At 33.1% G+C, this 19,412-nt stretch carries 15 protein-coding genes; 8 read left to right on the forward strand and 7 right to left on the reverse strand.

All coding sequences use genetic code 11. From position 1 onward, the window contains the following. The first annotated feature begins 95 nt into the window (after positions 1-95). Both ACNQF6_RS02845 and ACNQF6_RS02850 read left to right on the forward strand, forming a co-directional pair. Positions 96-1,082 carry an FAD:protein FMN transferase gene (locus ACNQF6_RS02845; RefSeq protein WP_417963793.1) on the forward strand — a complete coding sequence of 329 codons (987 nt, stop codon included), beginning with the start codon at positions 96-98 and terminating at the stop codon, positions 1,080-1,082. A gap of 558 nt (positions 1,083-1,640) precedes the next feature. Then, the gene (locus tag ACNQF6_RS02850) at positions 1,641-3,857 is read left to right on the forward strand and encodes a TonB-dependent siderophore receptor (protein WP_417963058.1); all 2,217 of its coding nucleotides are present in this window, start codon (positions 1,641-1,643) and stop codon (positions 3,855-3,857) included. Between the two features lie 224 nt (positions 3,858-4,081). Here the strand turns inward: ACNQF6_RS02850 and ACNQF6_RS02855 are convergent, their stop codons facing one another. Together ACNQF6_RS02855 and ACNQF6_RS02860 are read right to left on the reverse strand one after the other, a co-directional pair. Beyond that, positions 4,082-4,459 carry a hypothetical protein gene (locus tag ACNQF6_RS02855; RefSeq protein ID WP_417963060.1) on the reverse strand — a complete coding sequence of 126 codons (378 nt, stop codon included), beginning with the start codon at positions 4,457-4,459 and terminating at the stop codon, positions 4,082-4,084. A gap of 258 nt (positions 4,460-4,717) precedes the next feature. After that, entirely contained in the window at positions 4,718-7,351 is a 2,634-nt protein-coding gene (locus ACNQF6_RS02860; protein ID WP_417963062.1) for a valine--tRNA ligase, read from the reverse strand. A 160-nt stretch (positions 7,352-7,511) separates the two neighbouring features. Here ACNQF6_RS02860 and ACNQF6_RS02865 point away from each other — a divergent pair, with 160 nt between their 5' ends. Continuing rightward, positions 7,512-7,898, forward strand: a complete 387-nt coding sequence (locus tag ACNQF6_RS02865) for a DUF1573 domain-containing protein (RefSeq protein ID WP_417963064.1) — start codon at positions 7,512-7,514, stop codon at positions 7,896-7,898. A gap of 61 nt (positions 7,899-7,959) precedes the next feature. On the opposite strand, the gene ACNQF6_RS02870 is transcribed toward ACNQF6_RS02865, so the two are convergent. After that, a complete protein-coding gene (locus tag ACNQF6_RS02870; RefSeq protein ID WP_417963066.1) occupies positions 7,960-9,291 on the reverse strand; it encodes a PDZ domain-containing protein in 1,332 nt (443 codons plus the stop codon). 127 nt (positions 9,292-9,418) lie between these two features. On the opposite strand from ACNQF6_RS02870, the gene ACNQF6_RS02875 reads away from it, so the two are divergent. The 5 genes from ACNQF6_RS02875 (at position 9,419) to lgt (ending at position 14,449) form a co-directional block, all read left to right on the forward strand. Next, a complete protein-coding gene (locus tag ACNQF6_RS02875; protein ID WP_417963068.1) occupies positions 9,419-10,624 on the forward strand; it encodes a pyridoxal phosphate-dependent aminotransferase in 1,206 nt (401 codons plus the stop codon). A gap of 224 nt (positions 10,625-10,848) precedes the next feature. Continuing rightward, the gene (gene folE / locus ACNQF6_RS02880) at positions 10,849-11,520 is read left to right on the forward strand and encodes a GTP cyclohydrolase I FolE (RefSeq protein ID WP_417963070.1); all 672 of its coding nucleotides are present in this window, start codon (positions 10,849-10,851) and stop codon (positions 11,518-11,520) included. A 124-nt stretch (positions 11,521-11,644) separates the two neighbouring features. Continuing rightward, positions 11,645-13,123, forward strand: coding sequence for a cysteine--tRNA ligase (gene cysS / locus ACNQF6_RS02885; RefSeq protein ID WP_417963072.1), 1,479 nt, complete (start codon positions 11,645-11,647; stop codon positions 13,121-13,123). Positions 13,124-13,205: 82 nt separating this feature from the next. Next, the gene (yidD, locus tag ACNQF6_RS02890) at positions 13,206-13,454 is read left to right on the forward strand and encodes a membrane protein insertion efficiency factor YidD (RefSeq protein ID WP_417963074.1); all 249 of its coding nucleotides are present in this window, start codon (positions 13,206-13,208) and stop codon (positions 13,452-13,454) included. Positions 13,455-13,522: 68 nt separating this feature from the next. Continuing rightward, positions 13,523-14,449 carry a prolipoprotein diacylglyceryl transferase gene (gene lgt, locus ACNQF6_RS02895; RefSeq protein WP_417963076.1) on the forward strand — a complete coding sequence of 309 codons (927 nt, stop codon included), beginning with the start codon at positions 13,523-13,525 and terminating at the stop codon, positions 14,447-14,449. A gap of 56 nt (positions 14,450-14,505) precedes the next feature. Here lgt and ACNQF6_RS02900 read toward each other — a convergent pair whose 3' ends face one another. The 4 genes from ACNQF6_RS02900 to mdh all read right to left on the reverse strand — a co-directional run bounded on the left by ACNQF6_RS02900 (position 14,506) and on the right by mdh (position 19,380). After that, positions 14,506-14,868: an acyloxyacyl hydrolase gene (locus tag ACNQF6_RS02900; protein WP_417963078.1), complete on the reverse strand. Its 363-nt coding sequence runs from the start codon at positions 14,866-14,868 to the stop codon at positions 14,506-14,508. A gap of 2 nt (positions 14,869-14,870) precedes the next feature. Next, positions 14,871-15,107, reverse strand: coding sequence for a hypothetical protein (locus tag ACNQF6_RS02905; protein WP_417963080.1), 237 nt, complete (start codon positions 15,105-15,107; stop codon positions 14,871-14,873). Between the two features lie 138 nt (positions 15,108-15,245). Next, positions 15,246-18,218, reverse strand: a complete 2,973-nt coding sequence (secDF, locus tag ACNQF6_RS02910) for a protein translocase subunit SecDF (RefSeq protein ID WP_417963082.1) — start codon at positions 18,216-18,218, stop codon at positions 15,246-15,248. Positions 18,219-18,444: 226 nt separating this feature from the next. After that, positions 18,445-19,380 carry a malate dehydrogenase gene (gene mdh / locus ACNQF6_RS02915; protein WP_417963084.1) on the reverse strand — a complete coding sequence of 312 codons (936 nt, stop codon included), beginning with the start codon at positions 19,378-19,380 and terminating at the stop codon, positions 18,445-18,447. Between the last annotated feature and the right edge of the window lie 32 nt (positions 19,381-19,412).

Raw genomic sequence — 19,412 nt, forward strand, 5'->3', positions numbered from 1 at the left:
ATTTTCCTGCAAGGTCTTTTTTGACCTTGTGGTATTTAGATAAAAACGACACCTACAAGGTTTTGGAAACCTTGCAGGATTTAAAATCAAACGCTATGTTAACCAAATACCAAATCATTTTCCTTTTTTTTATTGTCTGCAACTTCACAAGTAGTGCACAAACACTACGAAAAAGAACTACCTTACTTATGGGCGGTCGATTTGACATTTCCATCGTTGACAAAGATTCGTTAGGTGCAGAAAAAAATATTGATGTTGTTATTGAAGAAATTACCCGAATAGAAAATTTAATTTCTGATTGGAAATCGGACTCACAAGTATCTGAAGTGAACAAAAATGCGGGCATTCGTCCAGTGAAAGTAGATCGTGAAGTTTTTGAATTAACACAAAGGGCAATTCAATTTTCTGAAATTACGAATGGCGGTTTTGACATCAGTTTTGCTGCGATGGATAAAATCTGGAAATTTGACGGCTCCATGACAGCCATACCTTCGGTGGAAGCCATTCAAAAATCGGTTGAAAAAGTGGGCTACAAAAATATAATCTTGGATAGCGTACAATCTACCATATTTCTGAAACTAAAAGGGATGAAAATTGGTTTTGGTGCTTTAGGAGAAGGATATGCTACCGATAAATGCCGAGATATCATGCTTGCAAAAGGCATCAAAGCAGGAATTATAAACGGATCTGGCGACATGAGTACTTGGGGGAAACAACCCAATGGAAAAGCTTGGAATATTGGAATTACTAATCCCTTTCATCCTGAAAAACTCGTTGCTGTTGTTCCTATAAATAACGGAGCGGTAACTACTTCTGGCAGCTATGAGAAATTTGTTGTTTTTGATGGCAAGCGGTATTCGCATATTATTAATCCGGCAACAGGATATCCCGCAACAGGCTTGTGTAGCGTGACTGTTTTTGGGCCAAATGCTGAAACGGCAAATGGTTTGAGTACTTCGCTTATGGTTCTAGGAAAAACAGCTGGACTTCTTTTACTCAATAAATACCCTGAATACAGCTGCATCATGATTTCTGATGATGGAAAAGTTGTAAAATCAAAAAAATTTCGAAAAATAAAATAAAAGGCAAGTTTTTTCACAGAAATTAGATAGTAAAATACAAAACATAGCTACCTAATCTACTTGTAACTAAAAAAATGATTTTTTATAAAATGCATTCCCGACTCACTGCCGAGCTTTAAATTTAAAAAAATAGTTCACTTGCAAATCGACTTTTGGTCGATGTCTCTCTATGTTTACCCATCTCTTCTATAAGATTACATCTGCAAATAACCTAAACTCCATACTAGCTTTACGTTTTTATCACTTTATGAGTTTATTTAAAAAGAGGACTTCCAACTCTTATTTACATTAACAGAAATTAACAGAACACACTGTCAGCAATTTTCAAGGTTAGGAAAAGAAATTATAAAAGCTAAAATGACACTTTATTCTCGGAAAATACATTGAATACTATATTTATTCAAAAAAAGAAGATTTTAAAAAAACATAACAAACTTAAAAACAAATACTTATAAATAAATTTAAATATTATTGATATTTAATCTAAATAAGTTTTGTCAAACCAAACTTGGTTTTTATATTTGCATCGTTATTTTTAATTATTCCAAATAAACAATCATGAAATATATTTTACTTCCAACTTTAACACTTTTATTAAGTTTATCCTGTCTAGCACAAGAATCAGCAAATGATTCTGGTGATAAAAATTATGATGAAACTACTTCTTCAGAATTTGACACCATAAAAAACAAAAAAGGAGGGCAACTAAAAGAAGTTATTATTACAGTCAATAAAGATAAAAAGCCAGTTTCTGCTTTGAGATCAGGTTTAAAACCAATGGACACTCCACAAAGTGTACAGGTTATTGGATCTGAAATTATAGCACAACAACAAAGCATTCGTTTGAGTGAGGTACTGAAAAATGCCAATGGTGTTTATGTAGGTTCTGCACGTGGTGGCGCTCAAGAATCATTTTATTCTAGAGGATATGATATGTCAGCCAACAATATGTTTAAAAATGGTTTTCGCTATAATGCTGGATCTATTCCCGAGGTTTCTTCTTTGGAAAAAGTAGAATTTTTAAAAGGTAGTGCGGCTTTATTATTTGGTAACGTTGCTCCAGGAGGAATCTTAAATTTAGTTACCAAAACACCATCTTTTAAAAGTGGTGGAGAAATTGCTATACAAGCAGGAAGTTTTGCTTACTACAAGCCATCAGTTGATTTTTACGGACCGTTAAACAAACATATTGCATATCGTTTTACTGGTTCTTACGAAAATTCTGAAAGTTTTAGAGATGTTGTGAAAAACGAACGTTTATACATTAACCCATCTTTCCTTTTCAATGTGAGTGATAAAACTCAAATTACTGTTCAAGGAGATTACTTGAAAAGCAATTGGACACCAGATTTTGGGACAGGGGCAATTGGTAAAGTAATTGTTGATGTACCACGTAGCAACTATTACGGTGCACTATGGTCAAACGGAAAAACAAAATCAGCAAGTGCTTCGGCATTACTTAATCACAGTTTCAATGAAAACTGGAAATTAAACTTCAATGCTTCTTTTCAAAATTATGATAGAGAATCAAAAGCTACTGAACGTATTGTAATATCACCTACAGCTAATCCTTATGGAAATTTTAATAGGCCATTAGGACAGAATAAAGGTACTGAGCAAATTTTTGGAGATCAACTAAGCATACAAGGAAACTTCAACACTGGAAAAATAAAACATCAATTATTCACAGGTGTAGACTTTGAAAACTCTTTTGCTGAGGCATATACTTTTGCCTTTAGTCCTACTAATTATGATACTGTAAATATCTTTACTTTCGACCCGAATGTACAGCGAATGGATGAGCCAAACTCTAAGCTTACCAGAATCGTAAGCACTGATACAAACCGTTTTGGGGTTTATGCACAAGATTTAATCTCGTTCACAGAAAAAATTAAGCTTTTAGCAGGTATTCGTTGGTCTTGGCAAGAAGCAGAAGTAATCAACAGCACCTTGACTACTCAAGCTCCACTTCGTAAAGATGAGGCATTCTCTCCAAAATTTGGATTAGTATATCAACCAACAAAAGAGATGTCTTTGTTTGCCAGCTACTCTAACTCATTTACACCAAATACAGGAACAACAGTTGATTTAAAACCAATAAAACCTTCAATCATAGACCAATATGAAGCAGGTATTAAAAAAGATTTTTGGAGAGGTATTTTGAGTACAAATATTACTGCGTACCAAATTACAAATAGCAATTTAGCGCAAACAGCAGAATTTAAAGCTGATGGCTCAAATAATACTGACACAACTATAAAAGTCTTGAACGGAGAAACTACAAGTAAAGGAATTGAAATTGATATAACAGCTAGACCAACTGAAGGCTTGAACATCATTGCAGGTTACAGCTACAACGACATGCGTTTTACCAAAACATCCGGATTAAACGGAAGTACTATTGAAGGAGATCGAGTAGTAAGAACGCCAGCTAATACCGCTAATTTAAGCTTTTTCTATACCTTACCTTCTGGAGTATTAAAAGGTGTTTCTTTTGGAGCAATCGGAAACTACATTGGTGACCGTCTTGGAGGTTGGAATAATCTAGTTGTAATTAATCCTACTACTGGAGTTCAAACAATAAATGACAGAGAAATTCCAATGAGTGGTTATACTACAATCGATGTATCTGCCGGTTATACTTGGAAAAAAATATCAATCTTATGTAGGTTGTCAAACATTACAAATGAATTGAATTATACAGTGCACGAAAACTACAGTATCAATCCAATTGCACCGCGTCAAATATTAACAAGTTTAAAATATAAATTCTAAAACCAAACCTAGGTTTTATTTCATCTAAAACTTTTTCTGCTAATTTCATTTTTTTGAAAAGCAGAAAAAGTTTTTGTTATTTTAACAAACTAAAAATTGTGTTTGTAAAAGAATAGAAATGTAATTCCCTTATTACATAAAATTTATAAAAAAAAATTAAAAAGCTTCCATAAAAAAATCTGTTTTTCAAACAGATTTTTTTTATTTAAACATTCGCAAAGAATTTAATTTATTTGAATGCCATTTTTTTCAAGCAATTCAAAAAGAGCGATACTATGATTTGGCTCGTATTTTTCTACACCACTTTGATACCATTTTGCTATCAAATTCATCTGATATGAAGTATAGCCTTCAGTATCTATACTTAAGCCCAATAAACCAGCCAGAAGAAAATCTTCCAGAATTTTATTAGTGACAATACATTCCGGAATTCCATCACTAATACATCCGTTCATCCTCTCATAATCTGATCGTCCAGAATCAAATCCAGCAATAAAAGCTTCATTCCTTTTTGAATAATTAAATTCCAAAAATGGATTCAAACCAATTGAATATCCTTCAAAATAATGTTGTCTGTAAGCTGGACTATATATTTTTTTCATTTCTATACTAAAGTATTAATTGAAAATCTCAGTACAAACATATTAACAATATTTCAGTAAGCTCACAAAAACCGATTAAAGGAGAAAATACTCTTTAAATCACAATACAATTGACGTTAATCGATAAAAAATTACCAAATTATAATAAATCGCAAGTATTCCTCTTTTACCAAAGACGAATTATTTACTTGATTTTTCAAAAAAAAATCCCATTCGCCGAGACGAATGGGATTTTAAATTTTATAAATAAACTAACTCTTATTTCAATCCTGCCAAACTATGTTCGATAGTTTCAATTTTAGATAAGGCATCCGCTTCTTTTTGTCTTTCGTTTGCCAAAACTTTCTCTGGCGCACCAGCCACAAATTTCTCATTTGCTAGTTTGTTTTGAACTGATTCCAAGAAACCTTGTGTATAAACTAACTCAGCAGTCAGTTTTGCAATTTCCTCTTCAAGGTTTATATTTCCTGTAATCGGAATGAAATACTCATTTGATTTTACACGAAAAGATAATGCTCCGTCTACTTTATCCGAAACATATTCTAATGAAGTAATATTCCCTAATTTAGTTATAACCGTATCAAAATAAGTAGAAACTTTATCATTGTTTACCACTTTCAATTCGATTGTGTCTTTAAACGGAATATTCTTGTCTTTACGAATGGTTCTAATTCCAGAAATCACTTCAATTGTATGTTCGAAATCAGTAATTAGACCCGCATTAAAAGGTTTCATTTCTGGCCAAGTCGAAACGATTAATGCTTCCTCTGTAGTTCTTTCGGCAAGAATTTGCCAAATTTCCTCTGTCAAGAACGGCATAAAAGGATGCAATAATTTCATGTTATTTTCCAGCATTTCTATGGCTTTCGCCAAAGTTACGCTGTCAATTGGCTGTTGGTACGCCGGTTTTATCATTTCGAGGAACCAAGAACAGAAATCGTCCCAAACTAGTTTGTAAATGGCCATCAAAGCATCCGAAATTCTGTATTTTTCAAAATTATCTTCGATTTCTAGAAGTGTTTGTTGCAATTTAGCTTCATACCATTCAATCGCCACTTTAGAAGATTCTGGTTGCGGAATAGCGTCAGAAACTTCCCATCCTTTTATCAGTTTGAACGCATTCCAGATTTTGTTGGTAAACGCTTTTCCTTGGTTACACAATTCCTCATCAAACATAATGTCATTCCCTGCAGAAGCGCTCAAAAGTAATCCCACACGAACTCCATCAGCACCAAATTTTTCAATCAAATCTAAAGGATCAGGTGAATTTCCTAATGATTTAGACATTTTGCGTCTTTGCTTATCACGAACTAAACCAGTCAAATATACATTTGTAAATGGTTTTTTTCCTGTGTATTCATAACCTGCAATAATCATTCTCGCCACCCAGAAAAACAAAATATCCGGACCGGTAACTAAATCATTCGTTGGATAATAGTATTTAAAATCTTCGCTTTCGGGATCCATAATTCCTCCAAAAACAGACATTGGCCACAGCCAAGAAGAAAACCAAGTATCTAATGCATCAACATCTTGTTTCAAGTCAGAAGTTGTAAGTTCTAAGTTGTTGGTTCTTTCTTTAGCTAAAACTAAAGCTTCTTCGATCGATTCAGCAACAACAAAATCTTCTTTCCCATCACCATAGAAATAGGCAGGAATTTGTTGTCCCCACCATAATTGACGCGAGATATTCCAATCGCGGATATTATTTAACCAATGCGCGTACGTATTATTAAAACGTGCTGGATGCAATTTGATTTCGCCGTCTTCCAAAACCGATTTAATAGCTGGTTTTACCAAATCTTCCATTTTCAAGAACCATTGGTCTGATAAACGAGGCTCGATAACTGCTTTAGTTCTTTCAGAAGTACCTACTTTATTCAAGTGTGTTTCTGTTTTTGCCAAAGCACCAATTGCTTCTAATTCTTTAGCAATTGCCTCACGAACCACAAAACGATCTTGTCCTTGGTAGTGCAATCCAAAACTATTCAAAGTAGCATCTTCGTTGAAAATATCAATAATCTCCAAATTGTGCTTTTCTCCCAATGTTTTGTCATTCATATCGTGCGCCGGAGTCACTTTTAAACAACCAGTACCAAATTCGATATCTACATATTCATCTTCGATTATTGGAATTACTCTTCCGCAAATAGGTACAATTGCTTTTTTGCCTTTCAAATGATCAAAACGTTCATCATTTGGATTAATACAAATTGCGGTATCTCCAAAAATAGTTTCTGGGCGTGTAGTAGCGATCGTCAGGAAATCTTCACTCCCATCAATTTTATATTTTAGGAAATATAGTTTTCCTTGTTGCTCTTCATAAATTACTTCTTCGTCAGACAAAGTCGTTTTAGCCTCCGGATCCCAGTTTACCATACGGTATCCTCTATAAATCAAACCTTTGTTGTACAAATCTACAAAAGAACGAATTACTGAGGCTGACATATCAGGATCCATTGTAAACTTAGTTCGCTCCCAATCACATGAAGCTCCCAGTTTTTTTAATTGGTCCAAAATCACACCACCGTATTTATCAGTCCATTCCCAAGCATGCGACAAGAATTCTTCGCGTGTTAAATCATTTTTATTGATTCCTTCGGCTTTTAATTTTGCAACCACCTTAGCCTCAGTAGCTATCGAGGCATGATCCGTTCCCGGAACCCAGCAAGCGTTGAATCCTTTAAGACGCGCTCTTCTGATTAATACATCCTGAATGGTATTATTCAACATGTGTCCCATGTGCAAAACTCCAGTAACATTAGGTGGAGGAATTACTATGGTATATGGTGTTCTATGGTCTGGCTCTGAGTGAAAATAATTATTCTTCATCCAGTAGTCATACCACTTATTTTCAATGGTTTTAGCGTCAAATTGTGCAGGGATTGTCATAAAAAGCAACTGTTAAAACCAAAATTAAACTTTGGTCTGATATTTGTAATTCTAATTGGGAACAAAAGTAAATAATTAAGTACACTATAAAAAGAGAAATAAAAATTTGTACGTTAATTAAAAGAAAGTAAATTTACTAAATGAATTTAAATATAAGAAAATGAAAAAAACAATAGCTTTATTCGCATTCGCATTAATCAGCAGTATCGGTTTTGCTCAGAATGGCCCAAAAATTGAATTTGCAGCCAAAGACAATACAATTGATTATGGAAAGGTTACTAAGAATGAAAATGGCTCTCGTGATTTTATCTTTACAAATACAGGTAATGCTCCATTAATTATTACTAATGTACTGTCTACTTGTGGCTGTACGGTTCCTACAAAACCAGATGAACCAATTATGCCAGGAAAAACAGGGAAAATAACTGTAAAATACAACATGGCTCCTGGTCCTATCAGAAAGACTCTAACTGTTGAGTCAAATGCTGTTAACTATGAAGGTGGAAGAGTGGCTCTGAAAATTAAAGGAGAAGTTATTTCTAATTAATTCCAGAATCGAAAATAAATTGAAAACGCTTTTGAAAACTATTTTCAAAAGCGTTTTTTGTTTATAAAATATTGTACAATTGAAATCTGAATTTTAAGATTTCGCTTTTACGTTCTATTTCTAGAATAATCCATTTTTCTTCTTCCGCCTTAAAAAGAGCATTAATTTCTTGCAATGAAAGTTTATGAATGGGATTATTATTAATCAAAATGATTATATCCCCTTTTTGTAATCCTATGTTAGCTGCGGGAGAATCTTGTCTGACATAAGCAATCTCATAAATAGGTTTTAATTGGAATTTATATTTAAAGTCATTAGCAAATGCTTTAGCAACTCCTGACTCATTATATTTTGTAGATAACGGAACCGTTTCCATTCGCACAGTTTCCTGAACCCACTGTAATCCGTTCTGCTGTATTTCCACTCCACTTTTATTGTAGCTAAAAGTAGCATTATACTCACTATTCTTTTTTAAATACATTTGGTTATTTTTATAATCAAAAACAACTGCAAACCGCTTCATAATCTCCCCTCCTACAGATCCTTTTCGATCTGGTACCATATTTACATTCCTAATTGATACCGAATCTGGAAAGGCTACCACAGGATTATTAAATTCAAAATCTCCCATCTCAAATTTTTTAATTATGGCTCTTTTACCTTTTACATCACCACTAAAACCTCTTCCTAAAAAGTCTTCGAAATTTTTAGCTGGAACTTTAATCAATTCTGATCGATCTTGGAACAACCATATTGCATCGCTATTCCCTATATCTATCAATAATTTTACAGGAATTTCTTTATTATCCTGAACCACCGTGCTTTTCAAATAGGGCTTGGATTTTTCAACGGAAATAGGAATTGTTTTGTATTTTTTTTCGATTTTTTTTCGATTTTTATCATTGTCTTTGTAAACTATAACTCTCTTTTTCTTGTAATTAACTTCTACTAAATTATTTCGAAAAAAATGATATCCAATAATTCCGTTAACCGGAATTCCAACATGTGACGATAAATTAAATTCAGGATCCAAAATAATATAGAGTATATGATTACTATACTTCATACTATTGAATTCTAAAATATTATTGGTGGATTTTAATCCTTCAACAGCCTCTTGACTTCCTAATCCTTTAAGTAATATTTTTTCGGCATTAAAAAAACGAACTTCTTTTTTATCTTCTAAACTAAATAATATAGTTTCGGCAACACCGGTATCCAATAAAAAATTTAATTCAATTCCATTTACTTTGATAGGCACAAAAACTAAATTATTAATCAATTTAAAAGGGACGGTAATTTTATTCACTTTTTTTTCAAACTGAAATCCTTGTTGTGCAACAACAGGGCAAATAAACAGGTAAATGAGAATAATAACTATTATTTTTTTCATTGTTAATCTTTTACATAAAAATACTAAATAAATCATATCAAAAATGCAGATTTAACAATATATACGCACATTGATTATAATAAATTCGAAAAAAAAATTGCAAATTTGCAATTCAATAATTAAGACTATGCCAAAAATATCAAACAAAGGCAAACAAATGCCGGAATCGCCAATACGAAAATTAGTTCCATACTCCGAAATAGCGAAGAAAAAAGGACATAAAGTATTCCATTTAAACATTGGTCAACCGGATATTAAAACTCCTGAAGTTGCCATGAATGCAGTTAAAAATATTGATTTAACTATCCTAGAATACAGTCATTCTGCTGGAAATGAAAGCTATAGAAAAAAACTATCTGCCTATTATATCCATCAGGGGATTTCAGTAAATATTGAAGACATCATTATCACAACTGGTGGATCAGAAGCGCTTATGTTTGCGATGGGAAGCACTATGGACCAAGGAGATGAAATCATTATCCCAGAACCATTTTATGCTAATTACAATGGTTTTTCAACTGCGTCAGGTGTTACTGTTGTTCCTGTAATTTCGACTATTGAAACTGGTTTTGCTTTACCGGCTGTAGAAGATTTTGAAAAACTGATTACTCCAAAAACGAAAGCTATCCTTATTTGTAACCCCGGAAATCCAACGGGATATTTATATTCGAAAGAAGAAATTATGCAACTGGCAGCTTTAGTCAAAAAACATGATTTGTTCTTGATTTCTGATGAAGTATATCGTGAGTTTACGTATGATGGTGACATCCATTATTCAGTAATGAATGTTCCCGGGCTTGAAGAACACGCTATCATGATCGATTCGGTTTCTAAGAGATACAGTATGTGTGGCGCAAGAATAGGATGTATTGTTTCTAAAAACAAAGAAGTTATGGCTACTGCTATGAAATTTGCACAAGCTAGATTAAGTCCTCCTACTATTGAACAGATTGCAAGTGAAGCAGCTCTTGATACTCCAAAAAGTTATTTTGATGAAGTAATTTCAGAATATAGAGAACGTAGAGATACTTTAATAAATGAGTTGAATAAAATTGAAGGTGTTATAGTATCAAAACCAAAAGGTGCTTTTTATTGTATTGCACAACTTCCTGTTGACAACGCTGATAATTTTGCACAATGGCTTTTAGAAAGCTATGATTTAAATGGTGAAACTGTAATGGTAGCTCCAGCTGCAGGATTTTATTCTACTCCAGGAATGGGATTAAATCAGGTTCGAATCGCTTATGTATTAAAGAAAGAAGATTTAATTAGTGCAGTATCCATTTTGAAAGCTGCAATTCCGGTTTATAATGCTTCACTTACAAAAGTATAATTAAACAAGAAATTTTAGATTTACCATTCTAATAAATTGATTTCTATATCAAAGGTAATAGCGAACTCGTTATTGCCTTTTTTTTTACTTCAAAAAAAAGAAATGATAAAGCCTTATAGAACCGATAAAGTAGTCTTAAATAGTGGGAACGATAGAAATTCTTAAATTTTTATTATTTATCTTTACCGCTTAAATATTTACACCCACAATAATAGTTGCTTTTAATGATAAAAAACGAAGAATTTCAAGACGAAATAGGAGATAATCATATTAGTTTATCCGCAAAAAATCCAGTAAGAGATGATGCATTTGACATTTCTGATGATGATAAAATTGAAAAAATAAAAAAAGATGTTGAGAGCATTCTAATTACACTTGGAATGGACTTGACTGATGATAGTTTGAAAGGCACCCCCAATCGTGTTGCAAAAATGTTTGTGAAGGAAATTTTTGGAGGTTTAAATCCTGCTAAAAAACCAAAAGCATCAACATTTGATAATAATTATAAATACGGTGAAATGTTAGTTGAAAAAAACATCATCGTTTACTCTACCTGTGAACATCATTTATTACCCATTATAGGAAGAGCACATGTTGCTTATATTTCTAATGGAACCGTAATTGGATTATCTAAAATGAATCGTATTGTTGAATATTATGCCAAAAGACCTCAGGTTCAAGAGCGTTTGACTATGCAAATTGTTCAGGAATTACAAATCGCTTTGGGTACAGAAGATGTAGCTTGCGTAATTGATGCCAAACACCTTTGTGTGAATTCAAGAGGAATCAGTGATATTGAGAGTAGCACTGTGACATCCGAATTTGGTGGAAAATTTAAAGACAATGTAACTCGCAGAGAGTTTTTGGATTATATCAAATTAGAAACAAAGTTCTAAAATAGAAATAAATTTCATAGTACCGACAAGCCCTAGCCCTGATGGAAGCGATATCCTTTTTATGGCTTTTTTCGCCATAAAAAGATTAAGTGTACAGCAGGAATAAGCTCCTAAAAAATAGAAAATGCCATTATATAGTAGCCAAAATCTAAAAATATACAATTCTCTTTCGGGAGAAAAAGAAGCATTCACACCCATTCACGAAGGAAATGTAGGAATGTACGTTTGTGGACCTACGGTTTACAGCAATGTGCATCTTGGAAACGTGCGTACTTTTATGTCCTTTGATGTGATTTTCAGATATTTTTTGCATTTGGATTACAAAGTGCGCTACGTTCGAAACATTACGGATGTGGGGCATATTGTCGATGATGTGGACGAAGGTGAAGATAAAATTGCAAAAAAAGCGCGTTTAGAACAGCTGGAACCTATGGAAGTGGTTCAACGCTATACGGTAGATTTTCATGATATATTGAATGAATTTAACTTTTTGCCTCCAAGTATTGAACCAACAGCAACGGGTCATATTATTGAGCAAATTGAGATTATTAAAACCATAATCGACAAAGGAATTGGCTATGAAGCGAATGGATCCGTTTATTTTGATGTGGTAAAATTCAATGAAACCAATCATTATGGACGATTAAGTGGTCGTAACATTGAGGATATGCTTGCCAATACCCGTGATCTAGACGGACAAAGTGACAAGAGAAATCCACAGGATTTTGCACTTTGGAAAAAAGCAGAAGCCCAACATATCATGCGTTGGCCTTCACCATGGAGTGATGGATTCCCAGGATGGCATCTTGAATGCACTGCAATGAGCACCAAATACTTGGGCAATCATTTTGACATTCACGGTGGCGGAATGGATTTGAAGTTCCCGCATCATGAATGTGAAATTGCTCAAAACGAAGCTTGTACTGGTCAAACTCCTGTTAATTATTGGTTACATGCCAATATGTTGACTTTGAACGGTAAAAAAATGGCGAAATCTACGGGAAATAACATTTTACCGCGAGAAATATTGACTGGCGACAACACCATTTTGAGTAAAGCCTTTTCAGCATCGGTAGCCCGATTTTTTATGTTACAAGCGCATTATAGAAGTATTCTTGATTTTTCTGACGATGCTATTGTAGCTGCAGAAAAAGGATACAAACGATTAATGGAAGCTATGAATACATTTAAGGATATCAATGCTGCCACAAAAAGCACTATCGATATTCTGGCATGGAAACAATTATGCTACGATGCAATGAATGATGATTTCAACACTCCAATTTTAATTGCTCAATTATTTGAAGGCGTTCGTTTTATCAATTTATTGAAAGACGGAAAAGAAACATTGAATGCTGAGGAATTGAAATCTTTTGAAAAAGCAATGAACAGTTTTGTTTTTGAAGTACTAGGATTGGAAGATGAAAAAGTTTCGGATAGCAGTAATGACAAATTAGAAGGAACTGTAAACATGCTTATTGAAATGAGAAAACAAGCTCGTGACAATAAGAATTTTGCTTTATCAGACCAAATTAGAGATCAATTGATTGCATTGGGAATCCAGTTGAAAGACGGAAAAGAAGGAACTACTTTTAGCATTTAGTTTTCAATATCAAATTGCAGACTAATACCGTAAAATAATTTTGATTAACAAAAGTGAAGTTTTAAATTTTAATACTTAAGTCATGTTGTCAAGAATAATTGTTTACCCTTTTTTGCTATTGGTTCGGTTTTATCAAGTTGCTATTTCCCCTTTTACACCTGCAGCTTGTAGATTTGAGCCTACTTGCTCTTCGTATATGATTGAAGCATTACAAACCCATGGCTTATTTTATGGTGGATTTTTAGGAATGAAACGTATTTTGAGTTGCCATCCTTGGGGGAAAACGGGTTACGATCCTGTTCCCAAAAAAGTATGTAATCATAAACATTAACTTTTTTTAAATACGAAATTTTACTTTAAATCTTTATTTTTACGGCTAATAAACAAATTTAACACTAAATGACACACGCTTTAAACATCGTTTGGAATCCATCAGAAGGAATTGATTTAGGCTTTTTTATCATTCGATATTACAGCTTAATGTTTGTAATTGCTTTTGGATTAGGCTGGTACATAATGAAACATATATTTGAACGTGAAGGAGAATCTATAGAAAAATTAGATTCTTTGTTTATCTGGACTGTACTTGCCACTTTGATTGGTGCTCGTTTAGGACACGTTTTCTTTTATGATTGGGAGTATTACCGCAATCATTTATTGGAAATCATTTTACCTTTCCGTTTTTCCCCAAATTTTGAATTTACCGGTTACCAAGGCTTAGCAAGTCATGGCGCTGCCATTTCTATCATAATTGCGATGTATTTTTACAGCAAAAATGTGCTTAAAAAACCACAAATGTGGATTTTAGACCGAGTGGTAATTCCGGTTGCCAGTGGAGCCATTTTTGTGAGATTAGGAAATTTTTTCAATTCAGAAATTATAGGTCATCAAACTACATCCCCATTTGGAATAAAATTCATCAAAGATCATTTCAGTCCGATGGATGCGGTCAATGCTACACAAATAGCCAACCCAAAAGATGCCTATACAGCAATAGCAAGCGATCCAAAATTTGCATTATTGCTGGAGCAGGTTCCAGTAAGACATCCTACGCAATTGTACGAAGCATTTTGTTACGTTTTTGTTTTTGCTATTTTATTTTTCTTGTATTGGAAAACTGAAAAAAGAAAACATACCGGATTTATTTTTGGAATGTTCCTAGTTCTTTTATTTACAGTACGCTTTATTGTGGAATCCGTTAAGGAAAGTCAAGGTGGTTTCGAAAGCGCTTTAGGTTTGTTTTCAACAGGTCAATGGCTAAGTATTCCGTTTATACTTATAGGACTGTATTTCATCTTTACGGCTCAAAAAGAACTTACGAATTAAATAATTATTCGTTTCAAAAAAAAGCGTTAGCTACATCAAAGTGGCTAACGCTTTTTTTATAGGGAAAATGAAAATCCAAAGTCAATGTTTTTGGTATTGTAACCGGAATTCGTTTTCTGCAGACCTGCATTAGAAATATGACGAATATTCGGTCTTAAGTCAAGCGTCACTCTGTTAACTTTGAAAGTAAACCCTATCGCTAAGACATCTGCAAAGGCAAAACCTTTAGACAAACGCTCCGTTTCCGTATCTGTAATCATTGGTCCGACAGTTCCTAAAACGTAAATGGAAGCCGATTTAAATATTGGTTTCCTTATCAGAAAGCCAATATTAAGAACGTATTCTTTCACATTCTTTAGCTTTGTATATTGTTCTCGTTTTGCAATATAATCCAGTTCATCAGGTTTAACAAAATACAAATTTAGGAGTTAGTGTGTACTGGCTGCAGTACAAATTCGTATTTAAAGCTCTTTGTATCTTTTATTCTGTAATATAATTGCAACTTGAAATACTGGTTTGTATATGTATAATTTCTATTTTTAAATTCATTACCTAATCCGTAAGCAAAACCAAATTCAACTCTATTGTCATCATCTTGCGCGTAAAATGGAATTGAGCTACAAATAACAATTGCAATAAGAAATGCTTTCTTATACATAAAATTTAAATTTAAAACTCATCAGCTCTTTATAACAAACATTAAATTACGAATTAAAAATTTCACTTTGGATTGCAGACAAAAAAAAGAGATTCAACTTTCGCTGAATCTCTTTTTAAAATTTATATAAAAAGCTTTTTAGTTTTCTTGATGAGCTTTTTCTACCTTATTTTTATCTTCTTTAGATATTGTATCCACAAGTACTGGAGTTGCAATAAACAATGAAGAATAAGTTCCTACAATAATACCTACTAACATAGCAAATATAAATCCTCTGATAGATTCCCCACCAAAAACGAACATGATTAATAAAACCACGATCATTGTTAATGAAGTATTGATTGTTCTGGACATCGTTGTATTAATTGACTGATTTACAATATCTGAGAAAGACCCTTTAGTTTTACCTGCTAAAAACTCTCTCACCCTGTCAAATACAATAACGGTATCATTCATCGAATATCCAATAACAGTTAGAATCGCAGCAATAAAATGCTGATCGATTTCCATACCAAAAGGCATGAATTTGTAGCATAAAGAGTAAATACCTAATACAAATATAACATCATGTGCAATTGCTGCAATAGCTCCTAAACTGTATTGCCATTTTCTGTAACTGATCATTAAATATAAAAATACGATAGCCATCGCTCCAAGAACCGCCCAATATGCATTAGTCTTAATGTCCTCTGCTACGGTTGGACCAACTTTAGAAGCTTGTAAAACTCCTAATTTTTTACCATCATAAGAATTTACAAACTTATCATAAGTCATGTCTGCTGAAAAATGCTGTTTTAAAGTAGCAAACAACAATTTATTTACTTCTTCATCTGCTTTAATTCCTGGCTCTTGAACTTTAAATTTTGTTGTTATCTTTAATTGATTATCATTCCCAAAAACTTTTACTTCAGCACTTCCATCAAAAACTTTAGCTAATTCCGCTTTTACAGTTTCTGTTTCAATTGGTTTTTCAAAACGTACTTGGAATGTTCTTCCTCCTACAAAATCAACTCCTTCATCCAGACCATTTGTTGCTAATGAAATAACACTAATAATAACAACAATACTAGAGAACAGATAAGTCCATTTTTTCACTCCTAAGAAATCAAAATGAAAGTTATTAAACATATTCTTAGAAAAATTTGTAACAAACGTCAAATCATTATTTTTGCTTATGTTCCAATCAATGAAGATTCTTGCAATAAAAATTGAAGTAAATAATGATGTTACGATACCAATTAATAAAGTAGTAGCAAAACCTTTGATTGGTCCTGAACCAAAAATAAACAATACTGCTCCAGTTAAAATATGCGTTACGTTAGCATCCGTGATAGATGACATCGCACCTCTCCAACTGTATGAAGTTTTAACAGCTTCTTCTAGTGTTTTACCCGCACGTAATTCTTCTTTAGCTCTTTCGTAAATAATGATATTAGCATCAACTGCTGTTCCCATTGTTAAAACGATACCTGCAATACCTGGCAATGTAAGAACTGCTCCTATACTTGCTAAAATTCCGAACAAGAAAAGTAAGTTAACCGCTAATGCAACATTAGCATACCAACCTGCTTTACCATAATAAATCATCATCCAAAGTGATACTAAAAGTAATCCTATCAAAGCAGAGTTAGTACCGTTATCAATTGCTTCTTGACCTAAGGATGGACCTACCACTTCTGATTGAACAATATCTGCAGCAGCAGGAAGTTTACCTGCTCTTAACACATTCGCTAAATCTTTAGTTTCTGTAATATCAAAAGCTCCTGAAATTTCAGATCTACCACCTGAAATAGGACCTGTAGAAACTCCCGGTGCAGAATAAACCACATCATCAAGAACTATAGCTATATTACTTTTTTGAGTGTACGCTCTACCTGTTAATTCTTCCCAAGCTTTTGCACCTTGACCGTTCATTTGCATAGAAACAGCCGGTTTACCTGATTGGTCAAATGTATCGCTAGCATCTGTAACTACACCACCACTCATTGAAGGCACATTGTCTCTGTTTCCTTTTAAAGCATATAACTCTACAGCATCAATTTCTTTTGCTTTAGCATCTTTAATTATCATTGGCTTACCCCAAACGAATTTTGCATAACGTTGGTCTCCTGACAATAACACTCTAATATCAGCTCTTTTCAAATATCCATTTACTACAGCAGTATCTTTTGGAGAGAAAAGCCCTAAAACTGGACCTCCACCTTGACCAATAATTTTATCAAACAAAGGATTTTCTCCTTTTTTAGTAGCCGTTGAATCTTTAGTATCCGTTAATAAAGCACTTAAAGAATCTTTTACAACTGGTTTTACTTCAGTAATTTTGATTTCAGTTTTTTTCAATGACTCATTTGCAGCCATTAAAAAGTTACCAATTTCGTCAATTTTATACGTTTCCCAAAACTGCAATTGAGCTGTACTTGATAATAATTTTTTAGCACGATCCACATCTTTTGCACCTGGAAGTTCAACAAGAATTTGACCTGAATTTCCTAATTTTTGAATATTAGGTTGTGTTACACCAAATTGATCAATACGTTTTCTTAAAACGCCAAAAGCACTTTCTACAGATTCATCAACTTTTCTTTTGATTACTTTCTTAACTTCTGAATCTGTCATTTGAAAATCAACACCACCTTCACCTTGCAAACTTCTGTTTGCGAAAATATCAGGAGACGCTAATTTTACAGTTCCTTTTGAATTTGCTTCAAAAGCATCAAAAAACTTATCTAAATACGATTTATTCCCTTGTAAATCTGCAGTAGCATCAGCCAACGACTTATTGAAAACTGGGTTTTTAGAATTATTCGATAATCCTTTTAAAATGTCTTTTACAGATATTTGAAGTATAACATTGATACCACCTTCTAAGTCAAGACCTTTATTGATTTGTTTGTCACTAACTTCATTGAAGGTAAAATCGGTAAAACCAAGATTAAATACTTTTTCTTTACCAATAGAATCTAAATATTTTACTTCTTTTTCAGGATTTCCACCTGCAAAAGATTTTGCATCACTTTTTACTTTGCTTGCGACAAAAGTGAAAGAAAGTTGGTAAATACTTACCAATGCAAATAGAATTGCGAAAAATTTAATAAGTCCTTTATTCTGCATTATTACTAAAAATTAATTATTTTTTATTTATTTATTTTTGCTTTAAACCTTAAAGAATAAGACTTGACATCAATTTTTTAAATTCAAAAAAGAATATCTCGAACTACATCATTTTTTTAAACCGAGCAAATATATAATTAACGTTAAGATTAACCAATTTATTTATTAATTAATCTCAAGAAAAAGACTGCATATTAGCAGTCTTCCTTATTATATATGCATTTTTTTATGCTAAAATCGATTTTAAGGCATCATTCATTTGTCTAACAGCATCTGCACTTTTAGCAAACAAGGCCTTTTCTTGTTCATTGAGGTTAATGTCAAGAATTTCCTCCACTCCATTTTTACCAATAATACATGGAACACCTATACAAATATCATTTTGTCCATATTCACCTTCAACAAAAACAGAACATGCAATCATTTTCTTTTGGTCGTTCAAAATACTATCTACCAAGAAAGCAACTGAAGCTCCCGGAGCATACCAAGCTGATGTTCCTAGAAGTCCTGTAAGTGTAGCTCCACCTACCATAGTATCTGCAGCTACTTTTTGCAATTCTTCTTCCGATAGAAATTGAGAAACCGGAATTCCATTATAAGAAGCCAATCTTGTTAAAGGAATCATAGTAGTATCACCGTGTCCGCCAATAACCATTGCTGATATATCATTAGCCGGTTTATCCAAAGCTAAAGACAAATACGTTCTGAAACGTGAGCTGTCTAATGCTCCACCCATACCAATAATTCTATTTTTTGGCAATCCAGTAGATTTCAATGCTAAATAAGTCATTGTATCCATAGGATTAGAAACTACAACTATTATAGTATCCGGAGAATGTTTCAATGCATTTTCAGCAACCGTTTTCACGATTCCCGCATTAATACCTATTAATTCTTCACGAGTCATTCCTGGTTTTCTTGGAATTCCTGATGTAATAACAACTACATCACTTCCAGCGGTTTTAGAATAATCATTAGTATCGCCTGATACTTTGGTATTAAAACCCGTATTAGTAGCACATTGCATAATATCTAAAGCTTTACCTTCAGCAAAACCTTCTCTAATATCTAACAACACTACTTCGCTGGCAATTCCTCTATAAGAAATTACATCTGCACAGGTTGCACCTACATTTCCTGCTCCTACAATGGTAACTTTCATATTTTAAAGTTTATTCGGTTATTAGTTAATTT

It is taken from the genome of Flavobacterium pasteuri (genome assembly GCF_048286615.1).
In the GTDB taxonomy this organism is placed as follows: Bacteria; Bacteroidota; Bacteroidia; order Flavobacteriales; family Flavobacteriaceae; genus Flavobacterium.

Excerpts from the sequence above, each read along its gene's own strand:
- yidD (WP_417963074.1), top strand. The coding sequence starts at position 13,206 with ATGTTGTCAAGAATAATTGTTTACCCTTTTTTGCTATTGGTTCGGTTT.
- ACNQF6_RS02850 (WP_417963058.1), top strand. The coding sequence starts at position 1,641 with ATGAAATATATTTTACTTCCAACTTTAACACTTTTATTAAGTTTATCC.
- ACNQF6_RS02870 (WP_417963066.1), bottom strand. The coding sequence starts at position 9,291 with ATGAAAAAAATAATAGTTATTATTCTCATTTACCTGTTTATTTGCCCT.
- secDF (WP_417963082.1), bottom strand. The coding sequence starts at position 18,218 with ATGCAGAATAAAGGACTTATTAAATTTTTCGCAATTCTATTTGCATTG.
- ACNQF6_RS02845 (WP_417963793.1), top strand. The coding sequence starts at position 96 with ATGTTAACCAAATACCAAATCATTTTCCTTTTTTTTATTGTCTGCAAC.
- ACNQF6_RS02860 (WP_417963062.1), bottom strand. The coding sequence starts at position 7,351 with ATGACAATCCCTGCACAATTTGACGCTAAAACCATTGAAAATAAGTGG.
- ACNQF6_RS02905 (WP_417963080.1), bottom strand. The coding sequence starts at position 15,107 with ATGTATAAGAAAGCATTTCTTATTGCAATTGTTATTTGTAGCTCAATT.
- ACNQF6_RS02865 (WP_417963064.1), top strand. The coding sequence starts at position 7,512 with ATGAAAAAAACAATAGCTTTATTCGCATTCGCATTAATCAGCAGTATC.
- ACNQF6_RS02855 (WP_417963060.1), bottom strand. The coding sequence starts at position 4,459 with ATGAAAAAAATATATAGTCCAGCTTACAGACAACATTATTTTGAAGGA.
- ACNQF6_RS02875 (WP_417963068.1), top strand. The coding sequence starts at position 9,419 with ATGCCAAAAATATCAAACAAAGGCAAACAAATGCCGGAATCGCCAATA.
- mdh (WP_417963084.1), bottom strand. The coding sequence starts at position 19,380 with ATGAAAGTTACCATTGTAGGAGCAGGAAATGTAGGTGCAACCTGTGCA.
- folE (WP_417963070.1), top strand. The coding sequence starts at position 10,849 with ATGATAAAAAACGAAGAATTTCAAGACGAAATAGGAGATAATCATATT.
- lgt (WP_417963076.1), top strand. The coding sequence starts at position 13,523 with ATGACACACGCTTTAAACATCGTTTGGAATCCATCAGAAGGAATTGAT.
- cysS (WP_417963072.1), top strand. The coding sequence starts at position 11,645 with ATGCCATTATATAGTAGCCAAAATCTAAAAATATACAATTCTCTTTCG.